This is a genomic window from Jeotgalibacillus campisalis, assembly GCF_000829515.1.
Taxonomy (GTDB): Bacteria; Bacillota; Bacilli; order Bacillales; family Jeotgalibacillaceae; genus Jeotgalibacillus; species Jeotgalibacillus campisalis.
Genome location: NZ_JXRR01000001.1, coordinates 324,779 through 345,446, shown reverse-complemented (window position 1 = coordinate 345,446; position 20,668 = coordinate 324,779). Strand labels below are relative to the sequence as shown.

The following is a 20,668-nucleotide window of genomic DNA, read 5'->3' as shown; positions in this document are numbered from 1 at the left end:
GATAGAAGGGGAGAAGTCAGCACGAAACAGAGGGTTACTTCCGTGAATAAACCCCCGCCAATATGCCTCCATCTTCTCCCATCCAGACTGTACTGTCGGCCTCCGGTTCTCACGGAGTCAGCAAGTAAACTCTACTCGCTCGCGGGCTCAATCTACTTTTACCGCCGGTCGGGAATTTCACCCTGCCCTGAAGATGGAACGATAATTTATTTTCTCTTTATTTATACAGTGACAAGGGGAAAAGTTCAATCTATTTGTTTAGTCTGCACTCACTGCTTTAAAAGAAAGTCTTTAAAGAAGAAGGGTTTTTATCGAAAATAGAGAACTTAATTAGGAGAGCGAAATTAATTTTAGGGGGACAAATAAATGATGATATCTTTTCCGAAGCCTGATGTAGAGAATTTCTTTCAGACGTTTGGGATTCAATCCTTTGCAGTAAATCCGGACGAATCTCAGCTTGTTTTCAGCACAAATTTAAATGGGAAATATAATTTGTGGGCAATGGATCTGCCAAATACATTTCCATATCCTTTAAGCTTTCATAACCAAAGTTGTTTTGAAATTAAATATGATAAAAAAGGCCATTATCTTTTGGCCGTAATTGATCAGGACGGAGATGAAAATGGACAAGTTTATGCTCTGCACCCTGCAGGCGGTGACCTAATGCCGATCCGTACACATGAAGGAGCTCAACATATGATGCTCAATCTCTCTGATGATGGAAAAAGAGTTTATTACACATCTAATAAAGATGATAAGACCTTCTTGAAAGCCTATTGCTATGATCTTGAAACAGAGAAAGAGGAGATTATTCTTCACGGAGCGGACAGTGCCACTTATTTTGGATCAAATAGCCCCAATGAAAAAAACTTTACATATTCTAAGCATTTTGCCAATACTTATACACTTGCATGGGCCAGGTATGAAGGGGAAGACGTGCTGTTGACGCCTGAAACTAACAAGCAGCATACTGTTTCCGGAGTTGTTTTTGTGTCAGACACAGAACTTTATATGATAACCAATTATGAAGCTGATTTTTCTTATCTTGCTAAGTTTAATTTGCTAACGAAACAATTTACAAAGGTAGTTGAAATCCAAGAGCAGGACTTTACAGATATTCACTACGATAAATCCTCACAGTCTCTTTATATCGTATCTGAACAGGGTGTCCGCGATCACCTGTTTCAGGTGCTTTTAGAAGATGAGTCGATCAAAGAAGTGGATTTTCCTGCAAGTGTGATTGAAGGGTTCTCTATATCCGATGCAGGCAATCTTTATATGAATGCAAGAACAGCTACTCGCCCTTCGAATCTTTATCAGCGTAAGGATGGCAGATGGCAATCACTTACTCAGTATGGAGTCCCGGGCGTAAAAGAAGAAGAGTTAATAGAGCCGGATGTGCTCACCTATCCTTCGTATGACGGCCTGCAAATAGAAGCTCAGTTCTTTAGAGCAAAAGAAGAGGTTAGCAATGGCCACGTTATTCTCTGGCCTCACGGGGGACCTCAGGCTGCTGAACGGGCTACATTCCGTTCCCTGTTTCAATTCCTGGTTCACCGAGGCTACAGTATTTTTGCTCCTAACTTTAGAGGGTCCACAGGTTATGGACTTGCTTTTACTAAAATGGTTGAAGGAGACTGGGGTCACGGTCCGCGTTTAGATAATATACAAGGGCTTGAGTATCTCATTGAACAGGGTATCGCTCATCGCGACCGTATTCTATTAATGGGAGGCAGCTATGGCGGTTATATGGCTCTTTTACTTCACGGCAGACACCCTGAATATTTTAAAGCAGTAGTAGACATTTTTGGACCCTGTAATTTATTCAGCTTTGTTGAATCAGTACCTGAGCACTGGAAGCCGCTGATGAAACAATGGGTGGGAGATCCTATTGAAGATAAAGAAAAATTAACAGAGGACTCACCGATTCAATACCTTGAAGAGATGACCAAGCCGATGCTCGTCATTCAGGGGGCAAAAGATCCCCGTGTAGTAAAAGCGGAATCCGATCAAATTGTTCAGGCACTTAAAGATAAAGGCAGAGAAGTGGAATATCTCGTCCTTGATGATGAAGGACACGGTTTTTCTAAAAAGGAAAATGAAATAAAAGTGTACCGTAGAGTATTAACGTTTTTTGATCAATTTATTTAAGTACCGGGAGGATCAAGGTGGCTAAATTAACAAGAGAGGATCAATTTTTAAAAAACCTTTATGTAAAAAAAGACGAGGTTCCGTCGTTTGAGGAGTTTCCATTCAGCCTTCCGGCGGTGCGGTTGCTTGATACACTCGAGTTTCATCCTAATATAACGTATATCATAGGTGAGAACGGCATGGGGAAATCGACGCTGCTTGAAGGGCTGGCAGTAGCTCTTGGTTTTAATGCAGAGGGTGGTTCGCTCAATTTTAATTTTTCGAGCTATGCCTCCCACTCTCCGCTGCATGACTATCTGCGGGTAGGAAAAGGAGTGATCAGGCCGCAGGACAGCTTCTTTTTCCGGGCGGAAACCTTTTACAATGTGGCGACCAATATTGAGGAAATGGATCGTGAGCCTATGGCTGGCGGTAAAATTATTGATAGCTTTGGAGGGGTTTCACTTCACGAACAGTCTCATGGTGAATCGTTCTTTGCCGCATTCTTGCATCGTTTTCGGGGAGAGGGCCTATATATTCTTGATGAGCCCGAGGCCGCACTTTCTCCATTGAGGCAACTATCAATGCTAAGCCGTATCAATGAGCTTGTAGAGCAGGGATCTCAGTTGGTGATTGCCACACACTCGCCCTTATTAATGGCTCACCCGGATTCTTGCATTTACCAGCTGTCATCTGAAGGGTTAAAGGAGCAGGTGCTTGAGGAGACAGAGCACTATACGATTATGAAACAGTTTTTTGAAGACAAGGGAAGGCTCTTGCATCATTTATTTAAATGAACTTGATTACGGAATAATACGTCCTTCAATTAATCGAAAGCAGGGTGGACAATCTGAGGCAGCTGGAGAAATTATTCGTACTAAATTTAGCGATAAAAGGATCCATTTTGATCGTGTTTGTCGTGGCAGCTTTTTCATTCCTTATGCTCTATCAAACCAATTATATTGCTGAAGAATTTATCGCTAGATCCTTGCCGCTGGCGATTCTGACTGGGTTGATTGGGATCGCGGCAGCCATTGTCTATCGCTCATCTGAAAAATAATATCACGGTACTTAAACAGCCTAAACTGTTTCACTATTGGGGGGAGAAATCTCCTCTTCGTTTTTTTCTGCGATATGCCGGGTGATCCTTGATCCGATGAAATAATAGCCCGCTGCAATCAAGGCGCTGAAAATCCATCCGGAAACATTCATGTAGATTATGACCTGGCCGTACCCATCTGCACCATGTGTATCGACTAACCATGCCTTCAAAGAATTCTGTGCGATTCCTCGAATAACAAAGAGAGCCGTTAAAAGCTGAAACCAGATAAACAATCCTTCTTCGTTAAAAAGCGCTTTGCTTCCCTTTCGCGGGTATCCCTGTAGAAAGGCGATATCAACCATGAAATACAGCGCAAGTGGTTTTCTGAAAAGAATGGACAGTACGTAAAGCCCGGCGAATGCAAAGCCTAGGTAAACCTGGTTCCATAGCATTGAAAGAGCATTCTCTGACATTAAGTTCACAGTAGTACTGATCAGCAGGGATGTAACGATAAAGATCCCTGCAATATTAAATTGCCTTTCAACAAAAAAACGGATTACGGTGTAAATGATTGCAGGAACGGTTGAAAGGATAATGGCCCAGTAATCTCCGAGCGCGTCACGCCCCTGGTTCCAAATAAGAAATGGAATGACGGCGTAGCATAAAAGGTCAAGCAGAATGATATTCTTTTTCATCGTCTCTTCTCCTTATTATTTTATAATCCGGAACTGCTCTAGATTTAAGTTTGTTTGTTCGGACAAACGTTTGGAACGTAAACAGATTTACTACTACATAAGTATAAACCCTTCTATTTCATATTCAAGGAACTTTTTACAGTTAAAAGAACTGCCTGACTTTGGTTTTATTGCCAATTTTCTAATTTTTTGTTATGATAAATTAAGCTCATATAAGTGCATAGATTCAATCACTACTAGGGGGGCCCGAATATCGCGGGCTGAGAGGAAAACGTATTTTCCGACTCTTATGGACCTGATCTGGTTAGTACCAGCGTAGGGAAGTAGTCGGACGACCTATTGTCCAATTCATCTACTACTTCAAGTCAGGTCCTACTGTGGATCTGGCTTTTTTGTGCTGCTGAATGATTGGAGGGAGAAGATGACCAACACAAAACGTCTGACGGTGATGGCCATGTTTGTGGCGATTGGCGTAGTAGGCGCACAGTTTATTTGGTTTCCTGCTGGTGTTGCACGGGCTTATCCGGTCCAACACACTGTAAATGTAATTGCTGCGATCATTCTGGGCCCTATTCCCGCAGTAGTCATTGCTTTTTTAATCGGCTTAGTCAGAAACCTGCTTGGATTAGGGTCACTTCTTGCTTTTCCAGGAGGAATGATTGGTGCTCTTTTTGCCGGCCTCCTCTACAAAAAGTTTGGAAGCAAGGGGTGGGCGGCAGCAGGGGAAGTCATTGGCACGGGCTTTATAGGTGCCTGGTTCGCGGTTCCTTTTGCAAATGTACTTATGGGATCGACGTTTGCTGCATGGTTTTTCGTGCCTCCGTTTCTCATCAGCAGTGCAACTGGAGCTGCACTTGGATGGCTTGTCCTAGCAAGAGTTAAGCAGGAAAGACTAATGAGATTACAGTAGAAACGGAACTGCTGGGGGTGCTAGTTAAGCTGAGATCATACCCTGATGGACCTGATCTGGATCATGCCAGCGTAGGGAAGCAGCCGAATATGCTCAGGGCTCTAATTGGAATTCCGGCAGCTTCCTTAAAAAAAGGAGGCACTAATCATGACATTTACAGAAGAGCTTAGAAAAGAAAACGAAGACATTTTTTCACTTATTTTTAACCATCCATTTGTTCAGGGGATTGGAAAAGGCGATGTGCCAGAGGAGGCACTCGCACATTATATTAAAGCGGACTATGAATATTTAAATGCCTTTATGAAAATCTATGGGATTGCGATCTCAAAATCTTCTACACGTGAAGATATTGCCTATTTTACTAAACAGATTGATTTTGTGCTTCATAGTGAAATTCACCCGCATAATAATTTTTGCGAGGTGATTGGCGTCTCTTATGAAGAACTGCAGGGATATCCACTGCCTCCTACTGCTGATCATTATATTAAGCATATGATGGCGCATGCTCAGCTTGGGACGCTTGGTGAAATAATTGCAGCACTTCTTCCTTGTCCATGGACATACTTTGAGATTGGCAGGGAATTAATCAGGCAATACAGTCCGAATGAGGATCACCCGTTTTATCCATGGATCACTTTTTACGCGGAGCAGCGGGTGGAAGATGTGGTGCTTGTAATGAAAACACGGCTCGATGCTCTTGCTGAATCAGCATCTGTTCAGGAAAAGCAGCGAATGAAGGAAGCTTTCCGCAAAAGCTGTCAATTGGAATGGGCTTTCTGGGAAATGGCTTTCACGTGTGAAGAGTGGATTACTGAAAAGGAGGCGGCCGTACATGAATAACCCGGCATGTGCACTTACAATAGCAGGAACGGATCCAAGCGGAGGTGCAGGAATACAGGCGGATCTGAAAACATTTCAGGAGCTGCAGGTCTATGGGATGTCGGTCATCACCTCGGTCGTAGCCCAAAATACGACCGGTGTAAAAAGCGTCCACCATCTGCCGCTTGATATGCTCTCTCAGCAGCTTGAAGCAGTCAGCAGCGATATGCCTGTCCATGCTTTTAAAACCGGCATGATCGCGGATATTGGCATGATGGAGATCATCAGGGATTGGATAAAGGAAATACATGTGCCTTATGTAATGGACCCAGTCATGATCGCGACAAGTGGAGACGCCTTGATTAATGAAAATGCAAGAGACTTCTTGCGTGAACACTTAGTTCCGTTGGCTGCTCTTGTTACACCTAATATTTCTGAAGCAGAAGATATGGTCGGAGAACGAATTCGCTCGCACGAAGACATGAAAAATGCAGCCAGAAAGATTGTTCATACCCTTGGTGCAGGTGCTGCTCTGGTTAAAGGAGGGCATATGGAAGGACAGGCAGTGGATTATTTGTATGATGGTGAATTCATGTATACCTATACATCTGAGAGAATCGAGACAAAAAATATCCACGGAACAGGCTGTACGTATTCAGCAGCCATTACGGCATTCCTGAGCAGAGGAATGGAACTGCCTGAGGCTGTTGAAAAATCAAAAACATTTGTTACTGCAGCCATACGTCATTCTTTTTCACTTGGACAAGGCAACGGACCCACTAATCATTGGGGGATCCGGAAGGAGGAAAGTATCTATGACTTCCACGATCATTCATGAGGTAAGAGATAAAAGACCGCTCATTCACCATTTAACCAATCAGGTGGTGATGAATTTTACTGCAAATGGCCTGCTGTCTTTTGGGGGAGTCCCGATTATGGCTAAAGCGGTGGAAGAGTCAGGGGAAATGGCATCTAATGCAGATGGAGTGCTGATTAATATTGGCACCATTATGAGAAATGATCTTGAAGCTATGATTGATGCGGGAAAAGCCGCAAATAAAAAAGGCATTCCTGTTGTACTTGATCCTGTTGGAGTAGGAGCCACGACGTTCAGAAAAGAAGCCATTCGACAAATTCTGGAGGAAATAACGCCGACAGTCATTAAAGGAAATGCCGGGGAAATGGCTCAGCTCGTTGATATTCCCTGGGAAATAAAAGGGGTGGACTCCGTTGGGAGCGGTAATTCTGACGAAATTGCTCGAAAAGTTGCTGAGAAGTACAAAACAATTGCCTTTGTCACTGGAGCAACAGATTATATCAGTAATGGGAAAGAGCTCGTTTACAATCAAACAGGAAGTGCCATTCTAAGCAGTGTCACGGGAACAGGATGTTTATTAGGATCCATTTTAACGGCCTGTTTAACTGCGAATCATTCAGCGATAGACAGCACGCTCGCAGCAGCTTCCTTTTACGGAATGGCTGCTGAATACACCGAAAAGCAGAACGGAGTGAAGGGGACCGGCACGTTTATTCCTGTATTTTTAGATGCTTTGTCCTTTTCACCAGAACAACTGGAAGGAGGAGAAGGATGAATTGGGATATAAACCGGATTCTACGTAAATATCTGATTATGGGAAGTCAAAACTGTGAGAGAGTTCCTGAAGAAATTCTTTTGGAAGCGATTGATGCAGGAATTACAGCATTTCAATTTCGGGAAAAAGGGATCGGCTGTTTGGGCGATGAAGAAAAACTGCAGCTGGGGCTGAGGCTTCGTGCAATTTGCAAAGAACATCATGTTCCATTTTTTATTAATGACGATATTCAGCTAGTCGACCAGCTGGACGTTGACGGAATTCATGTGGGGCAGGATGATATGCCGGCAGATAAACTGAGAAGGAAGTATCCCGATAAAATGATCGGTTTGTCTGTCTCAAATGACGAGGAAGTTAAGAGAAGCGATCTGAAAAGTGTAGATTATCTGGGAGCTGGTCCGATGTTTCCTACTTCCTCAAAGGCGGATGCAAAGCCCGTAGCAGGAATAGAGTGGATTAAAAGGCTGCGTGATCAAAAAATTGATCTTCCTATTGTTGGAATCGGCGGCATAAATCCGGAGAATGCAGATGCTGTCCTTCGAGCTGGCGCTCAGGGGGTGGCTGTGATATCTGCCATCACAACATGTGAAAATATTAAAAAAGTGGTGAAAAGTTTATAGCTGGATAATGCTATATTGCCAAACGATAGAAGCTATATAAAAGTCTCATTCTCAGCAAATGTTTTCGCTGCAGATGGGGCTTTTATTGTGGGAAGACTATCAATTCGTATGAAATGCGTTTATCAGGAGGAAAATAAGGGAAGAGGAAATGCTAGTACATAACGTGAGAAAACAACAAAGAGGTGTTTTGGTGAAAAATGTAACGCTTGTATTTTGGATATCACTGGCAATCTGTGCAGGGCTGGTTATCTGGGGAGTCATCGCCCCTGCTCAGCTGGAGAGTTTAACTGGAACCCTGACTGGAGAAATATCAAAGATTTTCGGCTGGTATTATCTTGTAATCGTCATGCTGATGCTTATTTTTTGTGCTTATATTGCTTTTTCTCGATTTGGTCAAATTCAACTTGGCCAACAAGGAGAGAAACCGGAGTTTTCACTCCTTTCCTGGTTTGCGATGCTGTTCAGTGCCGGAATGGGAATGGGGCTGGTGTTTTGGACCACTGCCGAACCGATTTCCCATGCGTTTATCGCCACACCTGGAGCAGAAGCTGGATCTGATCGAGCTGTGCAAGAAGCACTTCAGTACTCATTTTTTCATTGGGGGATTCATGCATGGGCAGTGTATGCAATCGTAGCCCTGGTTTTGGCGTATTTTAAATTTCATAAAGGCTCTAAGGGATTAATCAGTGCCACCTTGATTCCGCTTTTTGGTAAAAAAGCGATGGAAGGTCTTCCTGGTAAATTAATTGATACGCTGGCTGTTTTTGCAACCATTGTAGGAGTAGCTTCAACGTTAGGATTTGGCTCAGCTCAAATCAACGGTGGTTTATCTTATTTATTTGGAACGCCTGAAACGTTCACCTTTCAGTTAATCGTCCTCGCCGTTGCTACATTTTTATTTATCGGCTCAGCTTGGACCGGGATCGGAAGAGGAATCAAGTATCTCAGTAATATTAATATGGGACTGGCCTTTATTCTGTTATCGATGCTGACGATTGTGGGTCCAACGCTGTATATTTTTAATATGTTTACCACCACTCTGGGAGGCTATATTTCAAATTTCTTCGATATGAGCTTCCATTTAGAGCCGCTGAATCAGGATAATCGTACATGGATCAATAACTGGACGATTTTTTACTGGGCTTGGTGGATTTCCTGGTCCCCGTTTGTAGGAATCTTCATTGCCAGAATTTCAAAGGGGCGCTCAATCAAGGAATTTATCCTTGGCGTATTATTCGTTCCATCTATTGTTTGCTTTATCTTTTTTGCAGTTTTCGGTGTATCAGCTCTAGATCTTGAGCAAAAAGGAATTACAGCGATTTCTGATTTCTCACTGGAAACCGCAACCTTTGGAATGCTGGAGCAATATCCTCTAGGAACGCTAATGTCGATTATTACCATCTTTGTTATCGCAATCTTCTTTATTACTTCCGCTGATTCAGCGACATTTGTGCTGGGCATGCAGACAACCGACGGCTCGATCAACCCTTCTAATTCGGTGAAAATCACCTGGGGTCTGGTTCAATCAGCTGTTGCAGCGATAGTCGTTTATTTTGGCGGTACAGACGGATTGCAGAACATCCTGATTATCGCGGCGCTTCCCTTCTCTGTTGTTATACTTCTGATGGGTGCATCTTTCTACAAAACCATCAGAAAAGATCCGGCTGCTAAAAAGAGGTAAGGCTGGGCTAAATGATATCCAGACTATCGTAAGAAATTTTTTGCAAGAATGATATTTGTCTGGTTGTTCTATACCATCCTAATTTTAAACAAAAGAAAATGACTTTAGCATTGTGCAAAGTCATTTTCTTTTCTTATATGATTTTATAATAAGTAGGTTTATCGCAATTGAAGGAGACGACTCAAGTGGGCTCAAGTATTCGCCGATTGGGTAAGCGTCCGCCTGAAACGGAAATGAACCAGTCATTTTATTGAAATATTTCATCAATCATAACAATTTCAAGTGGAGTCAGTTCGACATCAAGTGTTTTTAAGTTGTTTTTAACCTGTTCTGGCGTCTTAGCTCCCGGAATCAAGGCATTGATTGAACTTCGTGTAAGGTACCAAGACAGAACAAGATGAGCGACCTCAACACCTTTAGCGTCTGCAATTTTACGCACCTGTTCCACCTTCTCTAAATTGCTGAGAAATTCATCTCCCTGAAACATGGGGTTGCTCGCTCGGCCGTCCTCAAAGGTTGTATCTTTTGTATATTTCCCGGCGAGAAGTCCGGCTGCTAAAGGAAAGTAAGGAACGAATGTAATGTTATGCTGGGTTGTGTAGGGGAGAAGCTCTTTTTCTGCTTCTCTTTTAAATAAATTGTATTCCGATTGAAGTACATCAACATAGCCGTCTTTGTTTGCTTCCTTTAACTGGTCAAGCGTGAAATTGGACACACCGATGCTCTTTATCTTGCCTTGATCTTTTAAATCTTTAAGAGCCCCTACTGCTTCGTCTTTAGGAGTATCTTCGTCAGGGAAGTGAATATAAAACAAATCAATATAATCCGTCTGAAGACGTTTTAACGAACGCTCAACAGTCTCTGTCAAAAACGCGGGAGAATTGTCGATCTCAATTTTGTCATCGACAAATTTATGTGCGCCTTTCGTAGCAAGTACCACGCTTTCCCGGCGGCCTTCTTCTTTTAATACCTCACCGATCAATTCTTCAGACCGTTCAGGTCCATAAATAAAAGCAGTGTCAAAAAAATTAATGCCGTGCTTAATGGCTGTTCGTATTATTTCCTTTCCTGTCTCATCACTTAAATCCGGGTAAATATTATGACCACCGACTGCATTTGTTCCAAGTCCGATTGGATTAACGATCAAATTTGAATTACCTAATTTACTTTGATTCACCATGCGGAAATTCATCTCCTCTCAAGTTTGTCATATCGTACCAGAAGGAGGAAAGGGATGGAAATGATCTGATTTAAGTAGTTAATTTGATTCAGATAATAGAGGCTGATTTTAATAGGTAATCTGTTGACAGTGAAAGGTGAAAATGATACGATTTCGATGTGTTCTTTATAAAGAACGAAAGAGATTCAGCATGATCTATCGGATACCCTGACCTCTGGTGTTCTATATTAGGAACAAAAAAATATGAGTATGGAGGGAACAAATGAAAACTGAATGGAAAGCGCCGGTGCTAGAAGTGTTAACTGTATCTCAGACGTTGAAAGGGTGGAACCATGATCCTTACTGCCCGCCTGGTGAAGAGCCGGGTAACCCTGGTGATGTATTAGACAGCTGATCTTTTAAATTATTTTTACAAGAGATGACAGAGACTTTTACACTCTAAAGAGTGAAAAACGTCTTTGTCATACTTTATTTGAAAAAGGTGAGCGCATGTTTCAGGTAGTGAAAACGCAAAAGCAGCAAAAACAATTTGAAGAAACGTGGGAATACTTTTGCAGAAAGTATAAATGGGTCAATGATCCCTATGCTGAAAACGGCATCCGTTACATGCTGCTTCGTCCAAAAGAAATTAAAGAAAAAAATTCAATCCTCGGTACAATTGAATTTATTCCATATGATCCTATTAATGTAAACAGTACAGTAGAGGGGCGATTCAAATTCTCTGAACTAATTGAAATTAAAGAGAATCAGGACAGGGTTTGGGAAATTGATAAATTCTGTTTGCATAAAGACTTTCACCGACTTGGATATTTTTCTTTATTTTTTCAAATATTCGATCATCATGTCAAAGAGCATAATCCAAAATACTATGTGGCGATTGTCGAAAAAAAACTTTACCGTATGTTGAAAATTCTGCTGGGACCCATGGCTGTTCAAGTGGGTGACCCTTTGGATGGTCCGACGACTTCCCTAGTGCCAGTTATGATTTATATTGAAGACATTAAAAACAATACTTCTCTTGTATCCAGGCTTTTATCTCAAATTCCTGATCCTCAGCCCACCCCTAAGAAGAAGCTTGCATTCAATGTATTTAACGGAAAAAAGCTCATGAAAATGTTCCGATTCCATCTGGCAAAAATTAAAGAATAAGCAATAAAATTGTTGACATGTTCTTTATAAAGAACTACACTGAATCTATTAAATGAACTTGAAGAAATCAAAAAAAATTTACCACGAGTGTTCTTTATTAAGAATAAAAAAAGGATTCATATACTAGACAAAAGTGCAGGTGAGTTATGTGGGGGAAGGCGGTATGCGTAAATCTCTGGTAAGGGATATAAATCTTCTTGAGTATTTGGATGTAATAAAAAAAAGGTTATGGATCATTGTTTTGATTGTACTTGCAACGACTTCTGCCGGCTATTACTACAGTCAATCCAATAATGTTCCTTTGTATCAAAGCTCGACCCGCGTAATCATCTCAAGTGACAGCGAGTACATGAAAACCTTAATGGTCATGATTAAAGATCCCATCATTATGGCTCAGGTCATAGAAGAGCTTGAGCTCCAGACGTCGCCTCAGGGTCTTAGCGGCAAAATCAGTGTTTCAAGAATTGATGAGTCTCAGGTCATTCAAATTCTTGTAACGGATACTGATCCGCACCAGGCTGCTAATATTGCCAACGCTACAGCTCAAAACTTTAAAAGCAGTGCCAGATCAATTTTGGCATTCAAAGAGGTGCAGCTGCTATCTGAAGCTACTCTTAATACTGCACCCGTAAATGAATCACAAAACAGAAGTGTCGTCATGGCAGCGGCTATCGGTTTGCTTGCAGGAGTAGGACTCGCTTTTTTCCTCGAAAGTCTCGATGGAACGATCCGCAGAGAAAAAGAAGTGGAAGAACTGCTTGGAATACCGGTCATTGGCAGCGTGCCGAATTTAAATAAAAAGAAATTGCTCCTTCAGAAAAAACAGGTTACTTTCACAAAGACAGGGGGGGAGATCGTTGATATTAAACAAAAAGCAGCAGGCAGCGACCGCTAAAAGAGGAAACCTCGTAACCTTTTTGTATCCGGATTCTTTTATTTCCGATCAGTTTAGAACGATTAGAACCAATATAAGGTTTATTACCGAGTCAAGTGATAAAAAAGTTTTCTTAATAGCCTCCCCCGGCTCAGGTGAAGGAAAATCAATTACCATTGCAAATCTCGCTGCTTCAATGGCTCAGCAAAAAGAAAAGATTCTGCTGATCGATGCGAATCTTAGAAGCCCAGTACTTCATACCATTTTTAAACTGTCCAATAATACGGGAATTACAAACATATTAAAGCACCGGATGCCGCTGAAAGAAGCGGTAAGCCGAACAGAAATCGGAAAGCTGGACGTGTTAACAAGCGGGCCAATATCCTTCAATCCAGCTGAAATTATTGGTTCTGAGTTAATGCAGGAATTGCTGAAAAACGCCTCCAAGGACTACGACATGATTTTAGTAGACGCGCCAAGTGTGCTGGAGTTCACTGAAACGAGAGTACTGGCTAACTATTGCGATGGAGTAATCCTGCTATTTAAACGGGCCAAGACAGAGCTGGAAAAAGCTTCAGAAGCCTTGAGAGTATTGGAACTAGCCCATTCAAACATTATTGGTGCCATTATCAATGATAAGTAGTGCACCTTATTTTTTAATCAAGACGTTCTCTATTAAGAATATTGTATTCTCGCAACTACATAGTAAATGTGGTGATATCTCCTTACTGTTATCAATGGAGGTACTCGTTCATGCCGTGGGTTGAAAGACCTTAGACGCGAGTCGTCGCTGGTGTGGGGTGAGGGTGGGTTGAATGCCCATATTTTAATAAAGTAATGACGTATGCGGTTATGAGAGGACCTTGTACATCATTACTTTATTTTTATCCAGGCTTAAAAGAAGTGGACAGTCTATTGAAAGGAGGAACAATATGTCATACAGGCAAAGACTTTCATTATTCGTTGTCATTGATTCAATTATTGTCGTAACCGCTATTTTTATCAGCGGGTTTCTTGTGAACGGTGACGTTTATGTCTTAACAGAACCAATCCTGCTGAGTTCAATTGTCCTGTTGACCGGACATTTGCTATTTTCGTGGAAATATAATTTGTACAAGAAAGCTTGGGAATACGCCAGTATAGGCGAATTGGTTATCGTACTTAAAATTGTTTCGTACTCTCTGCTCTCTGCACTTATTCTTCAACAAATCGTTTTGCAGGAAATATCCTTCAGACTTCTGGCTGTTACCTGGCTATTGCATCTTTTATTTATAGGTGGGTCCAGATTCGTGTGGAGAATGTACAGAGATCAACTAATTAATTCCTTTCCGCATAGAAAACGAACGCTGATTATCGGCGCGGGGTCGGCAGGAACGATGGTGGCAAGACAATTGATTCAAAATAAGGATTGCGATTTGCTGCCAGTGGGCTTTATCGACGATAACCGCTCAAAGCATCATCTGGATATAATGGGAATCCCGGTGCTCGGAGGGGTTGATTCCATTGCAGCTGCTGTAGAAAAATGGCAGATTGATAATATCGTCATCGCCATTCCCTCGCTGAATAAAAAAGAGCTTAATACGATCTTTTCAGAATGTATAAAAACACCAGCGGATACAAAGATCCTTCCAATGCTCGAAGATCTGGTTACAGGGAAAGTATCAGTAAACCAGGTCAGGGATGTTCGGGTGGAGGATTTGCTTGGCAGAAGCCCGGTTGAAATGGACCTTGCGCTGTTGTCAGATTCGATTAAAAATAAAGTCATTTTAGTATCTGGTGCAGGAGGATCGATCGGATCTGAAATATCCCGTCAGATCTCAGCGTTTTATCCGAAACAGCTGATATTGCTGGGCCATGGAGAAAACAGCATCTATACCATTGAGATGGAGTTAAAGGAAACGTTCAAGGGTTCCTCTATCGAATTCATTACAGAGATAGCAGATTTGCAGGACGAAGAAAAAATGATGGAGGTTATGAGAGACTATCAGCCGGATGTAGTGTATCATGCCGCGGCTCATAAACACGTGCCGTTAATGGAACGAAATCCTGAAGAGGCAGTAAAAAATAATATTATAGGTACAAAAAATATTGCACAGGCAGCGGACTGGCATGGTGTGAAGACTTTCGTCATGGTATCCACAGACAAAGCAGTCAATCCAACGTCCGTTATGGGAGCCTCCAAAAAACTGGCAGAAATGATTGTTCAGCACATGGGTCAGGTCAGCAACACAAAATTTGTAGCTGTACGATTTGGCAATGTTCTTGGAAGCCGGGGAAGTGTGATTCCCCATTTTAAAAAGCAAATCGAACGCGGAGGACCTGTTACCGTTACTCATCCTGATATGATTCGATATTTTATGACCATCCCGGAAGCATCAAGGCTTGTAATTCAGGCAGGTGCGCTTGCTAAGGGGGGCGAAATTTTCGTTCTAGATATGGGGGAACCTGTAAAAATAGTGGATCTGGCTAAAAACCTGATAAAACTATCCGGAAATTCGCTAGATGAGATTCCGATCACGTTTACCGGTATCCGTCCAGGTGAAAAATTGTATGAAGAACTGCTCAAAGAGGAAGAAGTGCAGGACGAGCAAATTTATCCTAAAATTTACGTTGGTAAAAGCACTGAATTGTTTATGGATGAGATCGAAGAGATCCTCACTTCATACTCCGCCTTAAGCAGAGAAGAGCTGAGAGAAACGTTGCTGGAACTGGCTAATCGCAAACCTTCACCAAGCCACAAAGAAATGCTGCCTATATCAAGTTAAAAGGAGACCTGATAATGAAAGTAAGAAAAGCCATTATACCAGCTGCCGGACTGGGTACACGATTTTTACCGGCCACTAAGGCCATGCCGAAAGAAATGCTTCCGATCGTAGACAAACCAACCATTCAATACATTGTGGAAGAAGCAATTGAATCAGGCATTGAAGACATTATCATTGTCACCGGTAAAGGAAAAAGAGCGATAGAAGATCATTTTGATCATTCTTTTGAGCTTGAGCAAACTCTCTATGAAAAAGGAAAATTTGATCTTTTAGATGAAGTTCAAAAATCCTCCCGTCTCGTGGACATCCATTACATACGTCAAAAGGAGCCGAAAGGACTGGGGCATGCAATCTGGTGTGCACGCAAATTTATCGGCAACGAGCCTTTTGCAGTATTGTTGGGTGATGACATTGTTCAGGCAGAGAAACCGTGCTTAAAACAATTAATGGAACAATATGATCGCTACAACGCATCGATTATAGGTGTACAGCCTGTTCGGGAAGAAGATGTATCCAGATACGGGATTGTGGATGGCAGCCTGATGGATGAGGGCCTATACAACGTACGGGAGCTTGTTGAAAAGCCAAACAAAAAAGACGCTCCGTCCAATCTTGCCATCCTTGGCAGATATATTCTAAGCCCCAGCATCATGGAGATTCTAAGCAGTCAGAAGCCTGGAACAGGAAATGAAATTCAATTAACAGATGCCATTGCAGAATTAAACAAAAAAGAAGCAGTATACGCTTATGAGTTTGAAGGCGACCGCTATGATGTTGGAGAAAAAATGGGTTTTATTCAGACAACGATTGAATTTGCTTTGAAAAGAGAGGAATTGCGCTATGATTTGCTAGCGTATTTATCCGATATTATGGATAAAGAAAAAACCAAATAAGTGAAAGGGGGAACCGATTTGGGTGGAAAAATACTTTTCACAGCAACAGTTGATTATCATTTTAAAGCATTTCACCTTCCTTACATGCAGTGGTTTAAGGATCAGGGCTGGGAGGTTCACGTAGCAGCGAACGGCCAAATTAACTTGCCTGCTGCTGACCGGAAGTACACGATTCCGATCCAGCGCTCCCCCTTTTCTCCGAAAAATATTGAAGCCTATGTAAAGCTCAAGCGGATTATGGAAGAGGAGAGATACGATATCATCCATTGTCATACGCCGGTGGGAGGGCTGCTGACAAGGCTTGCAGCAAAGCAATCCCGAACTAAAGGAACAAAAATTATCTATACCGCACATGGATTTCACTTTTATAAAGGTGCTCCTTTTATAAATTGGCTGATCTATTATCCAATAGAAAAAGCCATGTTACGGCACACAGATTGTTTAATAACTATTAATCAGGAAGACTATCAACTGGCAAAAAAACGGTTTAACGTAATTCCGATTAAGCATGTTCACGGAGTGGGAGTAGATACTACTAAATTTACCTCTATTGAAAAAAATGAAAAAGTAAAGCTGAAAAAATCACTGGGCTATCAGCCTGATGATTTTTTATTATTTTACGCAGCCGAATTCAATCGGAATAAGAACCAGCAATTTCTCCTTCACGCGTTAAGTGCTTTAAACCAGAACAATGGAAATGTTAAGCTGCTGCTTGCAGGAGAAGGCCCCCTGCTTGATTCATGTAAAGTCCTGGCTGAGAAATTGGGCATTCGCGAACATGTTCGCTTTTTAGGATTTCAGGAACACATCCTGACATGGACACAGGTAAGTGACGCAGCTGTGGCTTCAAGTTTCAGAGAAGGTCTGCCGGTGAATGTTATGGAATCAATGGCATGCGGACTCCCGGTTATAGCAGTAGAAAACCGAGGCCACAGGGAGCTTGTTCACAATGATAAAAACGGGTGGACAGTGGCTCCCGGTGATATTCAAACATTCTGCAGCAAGCTCAAACTTCTTATAACGCAAATAAATGTAAGAGAAGAACTTGGAACTAACGGAAGACAAATAATGGTGAGCACGTATAGTACGGAAAAAGTTCTGGGAGAAAAAAGATTGATTTATGAAATGTTTATGGAAAAAGAGGAGGACACAAAATGGATAGCCCATTAAGAGTCCTGCATGCAGTAGTGAATATGAACCGCGGCGGTGCAGAAACCTTCATCATGAACTTATATCGAAATGTGGATCGCTCCAAAATTCAATTTGACTTTCTAACCTGCTATGAAGGGGCATTTGATGAGGAAATCCGTCAAATGGGGGGCAACATTTATCGCATTCCGTACGTCACGCAAGCAGGCCATTTTGCGTATATAAAAAAATTAAATCACTTCTTTCATCATCATAAGCACTATAAAATAGTCCATTCACATATGGACAAGATGAGTGGATTTATTCTTAAAGCAGCAGCGGAGGCTGACATTCCTGTTAGAATTGCGCACAGCCATAATACAAGCAGTGAAGGGAATTCGCTAATTAGGATGTATAAATGGCTAGCGGGCAGAAACATTCCAAAATATGCAACTAATTTTTATGCCTGTTCATCTAAAGCTGCCGACTGGCTATTTCCAAATCAGTCAGGTACGCCTTCGATTATAAAAAATGGAATAGAAAGTGATCGTTTTGAGTTTTCACAGGAAAAAAGAAAAATGATTAGAAACTCCCTTCAACTCAAAGAAAATTCTTTCGTGATTGGCCATATTGGTAGATTCAACAAGCAAAAGAACCATCTTTTTTTATTGGATGCTTTCCAGGAAACACTAAAAAACCTTCCGGATGCACAACTTTTATTAGTTGGGACCGGAACGTTAAAAAGTAAGATTGAGCAAAAAATTAAAGTGATGGGACTAGAAGACAGGGTTCATTTGCTGGGTGTCCGGAATGATATCCCTCAGTTGCTGCAAGCCATGGATGTCTTTGCTTTTCCTTCTCTGCATGAAGGGTTACCTGTCACACTAATTGAGGCTCAGTGTGCTGGTGTACCATGTGTAATTTCAAATGCTATCACAGAGGAAGTTGACTTGGGCTGCGGATTAATCACAAGACACGCTATTGAGCATCCAGCCGAATGGTCAAACGTTTTGCTGTCCGTCAGTCAGTCTCAGCGAAATCGAAAGTCACAGGGAAAGCTGATTCGTAAACATGGCTACAATATTCGAGACACCGCAAGCCTTACAGAGCAATCATATTTGAAACTGGGAGGGTTGAGCGGATGAAAACCCTAACGATTTTTACTCCTTCCTATAATCGAGCTTATTGTCTTAATCAATGCTATGAAAGCTTAACAAATCAATCAAATTATGACTTTATTTGGCTGATTATTGATGATGGATCTACTGATCATACAAAAGCTTTAGTAGATGATTGGATAAAAGAAGGGAAAGTAGAAATACAGTATTATTTTCAGGAAAATCAAGGCATGCATGGAGCCCATAATACAGCTTATAACTTAATTACTACAGAGTTAAACGTCTGCATTGACTCCGATGATTGGATGCCTTTTGATGCAGTAGAAAAAATCCTTCGTTTTTGGAAAAGATACGGAAGCAATAAAGTGAGCGGTCTGGTGGGGCTGGATGCGTTCAAAGACGGAACAGTAATTGGAACTCCGCTGCCCTCTCATCTGACTCAATCTACATTATTTGATTTATATGCCCGGCATGGCGTAAAAGGAGATAAAAAACTAGTGTACCGTTCAGAGCTTACGAAGCGGTATCCTTATCCTCTTTTTAAGGGAGAAAAATATGTAGGACTTGCCTATAAATATTATCTTCTAGATCAGGAATTTGAGCTTTTGATCTTAAACGAGGTGATCTGCACGGTAGAGTACCTGGAAGATGGTTCTTCTAGAAATATGCTAAACCAATATGTTAAAAATCCTCATGGATTTGCTTTTTATCGTAAAGAATTAATGAAACTGCCTTTTGTTAGTGCAGCTTTTAAGTTCAGGCAAGCCATTCATTATGTATCAAGCAGCATGATGAGCAAGAATAAAGGTTTTCTAAAAGAGTCACCTTCACCGGTATTAACATTTTTAGCAATGCCTTTAGGTGCCCTGCTATATCTATACATCTCGGCAAAATCCACAGCAGCTATGTGATGGTTAAAGGAAGGGTAAATAATGACCATTCTTTGGATAAATCTTCTACTCGTTTTCATGTTTGCTTTCTTTTCACGGTATGCAGCCGTTCCGGCAGGACATTCAAATGCAGTACTTCCAATTAATGCGAATAAGACACTTGTCATGTTGGCAGCTCTAACACTGATCTTAGTATCAGGTTTACGATCAAACATTGGAGATACATTTAATTATGTAAATATCTATACAGATAATCAATTTACATTAGACTTCGTAATGGAAAATAAAGACATAGGTTTTGGTCTCCTGCAAATGGTTTTACAGCAGATCTCAAGAGATCCTCAGATCATGATTTTTACAACAGCTTTACTGACGAACGTGTTGATTGTAATGGTTTTGTTTCGCTATTCAAGAATGATTGAATTAAGTCTCTTTGTCTATATCACCGGCGGGTTGTTTCTCATTTCGATGAACGGAATCAGGCAGACGCTGGCCGCTGCGCTCGCATTTTGTGCAACAAAGTTTTTAATCAGCGGGAACTTTGCAGGTTATGCCGCTATCGTCGTTCTTGCTTCATTTATCCATCAAAGTGCTTTGATCCTGCTGCCTATTTACTTTATTGTCCGAATCAAACCGTGGTCAAAAGCAACAATGGGGGTCATACTCTTGTCAGTCGCTGCTGTCATCGGGTTTGAACAATTTACGTCCATTCTGTTTACAGCACTTGAAGACACTCAATATGCAGCATACAAGGATTTTGATGAAGGAGGAGCAAATGCCCTGCGTGTACTTGTCAGTGGGGTGCCGCTCTTAATCGCTTATTTAGGGAGAGAGAAACTTAAGTCCATTTTTCCTCAAAGTGACGTTATTGTGAATATGGCGCTGCTGAGCGTGGTGTTCATGATTGTCTCCACACAGAGCTGGATCTTTGCACGTTTCTCGATCTATTTTAATTTATATCAGCTGATTCTTATTTCCTGGATCGTGAAACTATTTAGAGAAAAGGATGAAAAATTTGTTTATTTTATGATTCTTGTTTTATATCTTGCCTTTTACTATTACGAAAATGTTGTCAGTCTGAACATTTTATACAAAAGCAATTTTTTGTACTTATAACGCAATGTAAACTGACTTTGGCCAAGCCAAGGTTATTTTTTATGTGAAAAAGATGGTTTCTGAAGG

Annotated in this window: 21 protein-coding genes and 3 riboswitches; of the genes, 19 read left to right on the top strand and 2 right to left on the bottom strand. The window is 41.5% G+C overall.

The genetic code is table 11. The features are described 5' to 3' along the window. Window positions 1-66: 66 nt before the first annotated feature. Window positions 67-199, bottom strand: a riboswitch (FMN riboswitch). A 170-nt stretch (window positions 200-369) separates the two neighbouring features. Genes KR50_RS01565 through KR50_RS01555 form a run of 3 tightly spaced genes read left to right on the top strand, consistent with a single transcriptional unit; the run spans window position 370 to window position 3,190 of the window. Then, window positions 370-2,151 (top strand): S9 family peptidase, encoded by a 1,782-nt coding sequence (locus tag KR50_RS01565; RefSeq protein WP_041054464.1) that lies wholly within the window; start codon window positions 370-372, stop codon window positions 2,149-2,151. A 17-nt stretch (window positions 2,152-2,168) separates the two neighbouring features. Then, window positions 2,169-2,927, top strand: a complete 759-nt coding sequence (locus KR50_RS01560; RefSeq protein ID WP_041053962.1) for an AAA family ATPase — start codon at window positions 2,169-2,171, stop codon at window positions 2,925-2,927. A 44-nt stretch (window positions 2,928-2,971) separates the two neighbouring features. Further along, on the top strand, window positions 2,972-3,190 hold the full coding sequence (locus KR50_RS01555; RefSeq protein ID WP_041053960.1) for a hypothetical protein: 219 nt from the start codon (window positions 2,972-2,974) through the stop codon (window positions 3,188-3,190). 20 nt (window positions 3,191-3,210) lie between these two features. Here the strand turns inward: KR50_RS01555 and KR50_RS01550 are convergent, their stop codons facing one another. Beyond that, the gene (locus tag KR50_RS01550; RefSeq protein ID WP_041053958.1) at window positions 3,211-3,867 is read right to left on the bottom strand and encodes a VC0807 family protein; all 657 of its coding nucleotides are present in this window, start codon (window positions 3,865-3,867) and stop codon (window positions 3,211-3,213) included. 228 nt (window positions 3,868-4,095) lie between these two features. Beyond that, window positions 4,096-4,206, top strand: a riboswitch (TPP riboswitch). A gap of 82 nt (window positions 4,207-4,288) precedes the next feature. Here KR50_RS01550 and thiW point away from each other — a divergent pair. The 6 genes from thiW to KR50_RS01520 all read left to right on the top strand — a co-directional run bounded on the left by thiW (window position 4,289) and on the right by KR50_RS01520 (window position 9,489). Then, a complete protein-coding gene (gene thiW, locus KR50_RS01545; RefSeq protein ID WP_041053955.1) occupies window positions 4,289-4,777 on the top strand; it encodes an energy coupling factor transporter S component ThiW in 489 nt (162 codons plus the stop codon). Between the two features lie 3 nt (window positions 4,778-4,780). Further along, a riboswitch (TPP riboswitch) is annotated at window positions 4,781-4,872 on the top strand. Between the two features lie 52 nt (window positions 4,873-4,924). After that, window positions 4,925-5,617 (top strand): thiaminase II, encoded by a 693-nt coding sequence (gene tenA / locus KR50_RS01540; RefSeq protein ID WP_041053952.1) that lies wholly within the window; start codon window positions 4,925-4,927, stop codon window positions 5,615-5,617. Then, a complete protein-coding gene (thiD, locus tag KR50_RS01535; protein ID WP_041053951.1) occupies window positions 5,610-6,434 on the top strand; it encodes a bifunctional hydroxymethylpyrimidine kinase/phosphomethylpyrimidine kinase in 825 nt (274 codons plus the stop codon). Before tenA ends, thiD begins: the two co-directional genes overlap by 8 nt. Continuing rightward, the gene (thiM, locus tag KR50_RS01530) at window positions 6,412-7,188 is read left to right on the top strand and encodes a hydroxyethylthiazole kinase (RefSeq protein ID WP_041053948.1); all 777 of its coding nucleotides are present in this window, start codon (window positions 6,412-6,414) and stop codon (window positions 7,186-7,188) included. Before thiD ends, thiM begins: the two co-directional genes overlap by 23 nt. Continuing rightward, on the top strand, window positions 7,185-7,808 hold the full coding sequence (thiE, locus tag KR50_RS01525) for a thiamine phosphate synthase (protein ID WP_041053945.1): 624 nt from the start codon (window positions 7,185-7,187) through the stop codon (window positions 7,806-7,808). The genes thiM and thiE overlap by 4 nt, the downstream gene beginning before the upstream one ends. 190 nt (window positions 7,809-7,998) lie before the next feature. Continuing rightward, window positions 7,999-9,489 carry a BCCT family transporter gene (locus KR50_RS01520; protein ID WP_041053942.1) on the top strand — a complete coding sequence of 497 codons (1,491 nt, stop codon included), beginning with the start codon at window positions 7,999-8,001 and terminating at the stop codon, window positions 9,487-9,489. 247 nt (window positions 9,490-9,736) lie between these two features. Here KR50_RS01520 and KR50_RS01515 read toward each other — a convergent pair whose 3' ends face one another. After that, window positions 9,737-10,669 carry an aldo/keto reductase gene (locus KR50_RS01515; RefSeq protein ID WP_041053940.1) on the bottom strand — a complete coding sequence of 311 codons (933 nt, stop codon included), beginning with the start codon at window positions 10,667-10,669 and terminating at the stop codon, window positions 9,737-9,739. A 262-nt stretch (window positions 10,670-10,931) separates the two neighbouring features. On the opposite strand from KR50_RS01515, the gene KR50_RS18380 reads away from it, so the two are divergent. The 10 genes from KR50_RS18380 to KR50_RS01470 all read left to right on the top strand — a co-directional run bounded on the left by KR50_RS18380 (window position 10,932) and on the right by KR50_RS01470 (window position 20,602). After that, window positions 10,932-11,063: a paeninodin family lasso peptide gene (locus tag KR50_RS18380; protein WP_156969433.1), complete on the top strand. Its 132-nt coding sequence runs from the start codon at window positions 10,932-10,934 to the stop codon at window positions 11,061-11,063. Between the two features lie 95 nt (window positions 11,064-11,158). Next, window positions 11,159-11,818: a hypothetical protein gene (locus KR50_RS01510; RefSeq protein WP_041053937.1), complete on the top strand. Its 660-nt coding sequence runs from the start codon at window positions 11,159-11,161 to the stop codon at window positions 11,816-11,818. 163 nt (window positions 11,819-11,981) lie between these two features. Continuing rightward, window positions 11,982-12,713 (top strand): YveK family protein, encoded by a 732-nt coding sequence (locus KR50_RS01505; protein WP_041053936.1) that lies wholly within the window; start codon window positions 11,982-11,984, stop codon window positions 12,711-12,713. After that, window positions 12,676-13,335, top strand: a complete 660-nt coding sequence (locus KR50_RS01500; RefSeq protein WP_052476658.1) for a CpsD/CapB family tyrosine-protein kinase — start codon at window positions 12,676-12,678, stop codon at window positions 13,333-13,335. The genes KR50_RS01505 and KR50_RS01500 overlap by 38 nt, the downstream gene beginning before the upstream one ends. A gap of 289 nt (window positions 13,336-13,624) precedes the next feature. Beyond that, window positions 13,625-15,457: a polysaccharide biosynthesis protein gene (locus KR50_RS01495; RefSeq protein WP_041053935.1), complete on the top strand. Its 1,833-nt coding sequence runs from the start codon at window positions 13,625-13,627 to the stop codon at window positions 15,455-15,457. Between the two features lie 14 nt (window positions 15,458-15,471). Further along, window positions 15,472-16,350, top strand: a complete 879-nt coding sequence (gene galU, locus KR50_RS01490; RefSeq protein WP_041053933.1) for a UTP--glucose-1-phosphate uridylyltransferase GalU — start codon at window positions 15,472-15,474, stop codon at window positions 16,348-16,350. Window positions 16,351-16,368: 18 nt separating this feature from the next. Next, entirely contained in the window at window positions 16,369-17,520 is a 1,152-nt protein-coding gene (locus KR50_RS01485) for a glycosyltransferase family 4 protein (protein WP_041053932.1), read from the top strand. Next, window positions 17,505-18,623, top strand: coding sequence for a glycosyltransferase family 1 protein (locus tag KR50_RS01480; RefSeq protein ID WP_041053931.1), 1,119 nt, complete (start codon window positions 17,505-17,507; stop codon window positions 18,621-18,623). The genes KR50_RS01485 and KR50_RS01480 overlap by 16 nt, the downstream gene beginning before the upstream one ends. Beyond that, a complete protein-coding gene (locus KR50_RS01475; protein WP_041053929.1) occupies window positions 18,620-19,507 on the top strand; it encodes a glycosyltransferase family 2 protein in 888 nt (295 codons plus the stop codon). The genes KR50_RS01480 and KR50_RS01475 overlap by 4 nt, the downstream gene beginning before the upstream one ends. A 21-nt stretch (window positions 19,508-19,528) precedes the next feature. Next, window positions 19,529-20,602 (top strand): EpsG family protein, encoded by a 1,074-nt coding sequence (locus tag KR50_RS01470; RefSeq protein WP_041053926.1) that lies wholly within the window; start codon window positions 19,529-19,531, stop codon window positions 20,600-20,602. The last annotated feature ends 66 nt before the right edge of the window (window positions 20,603-20,668 follow it).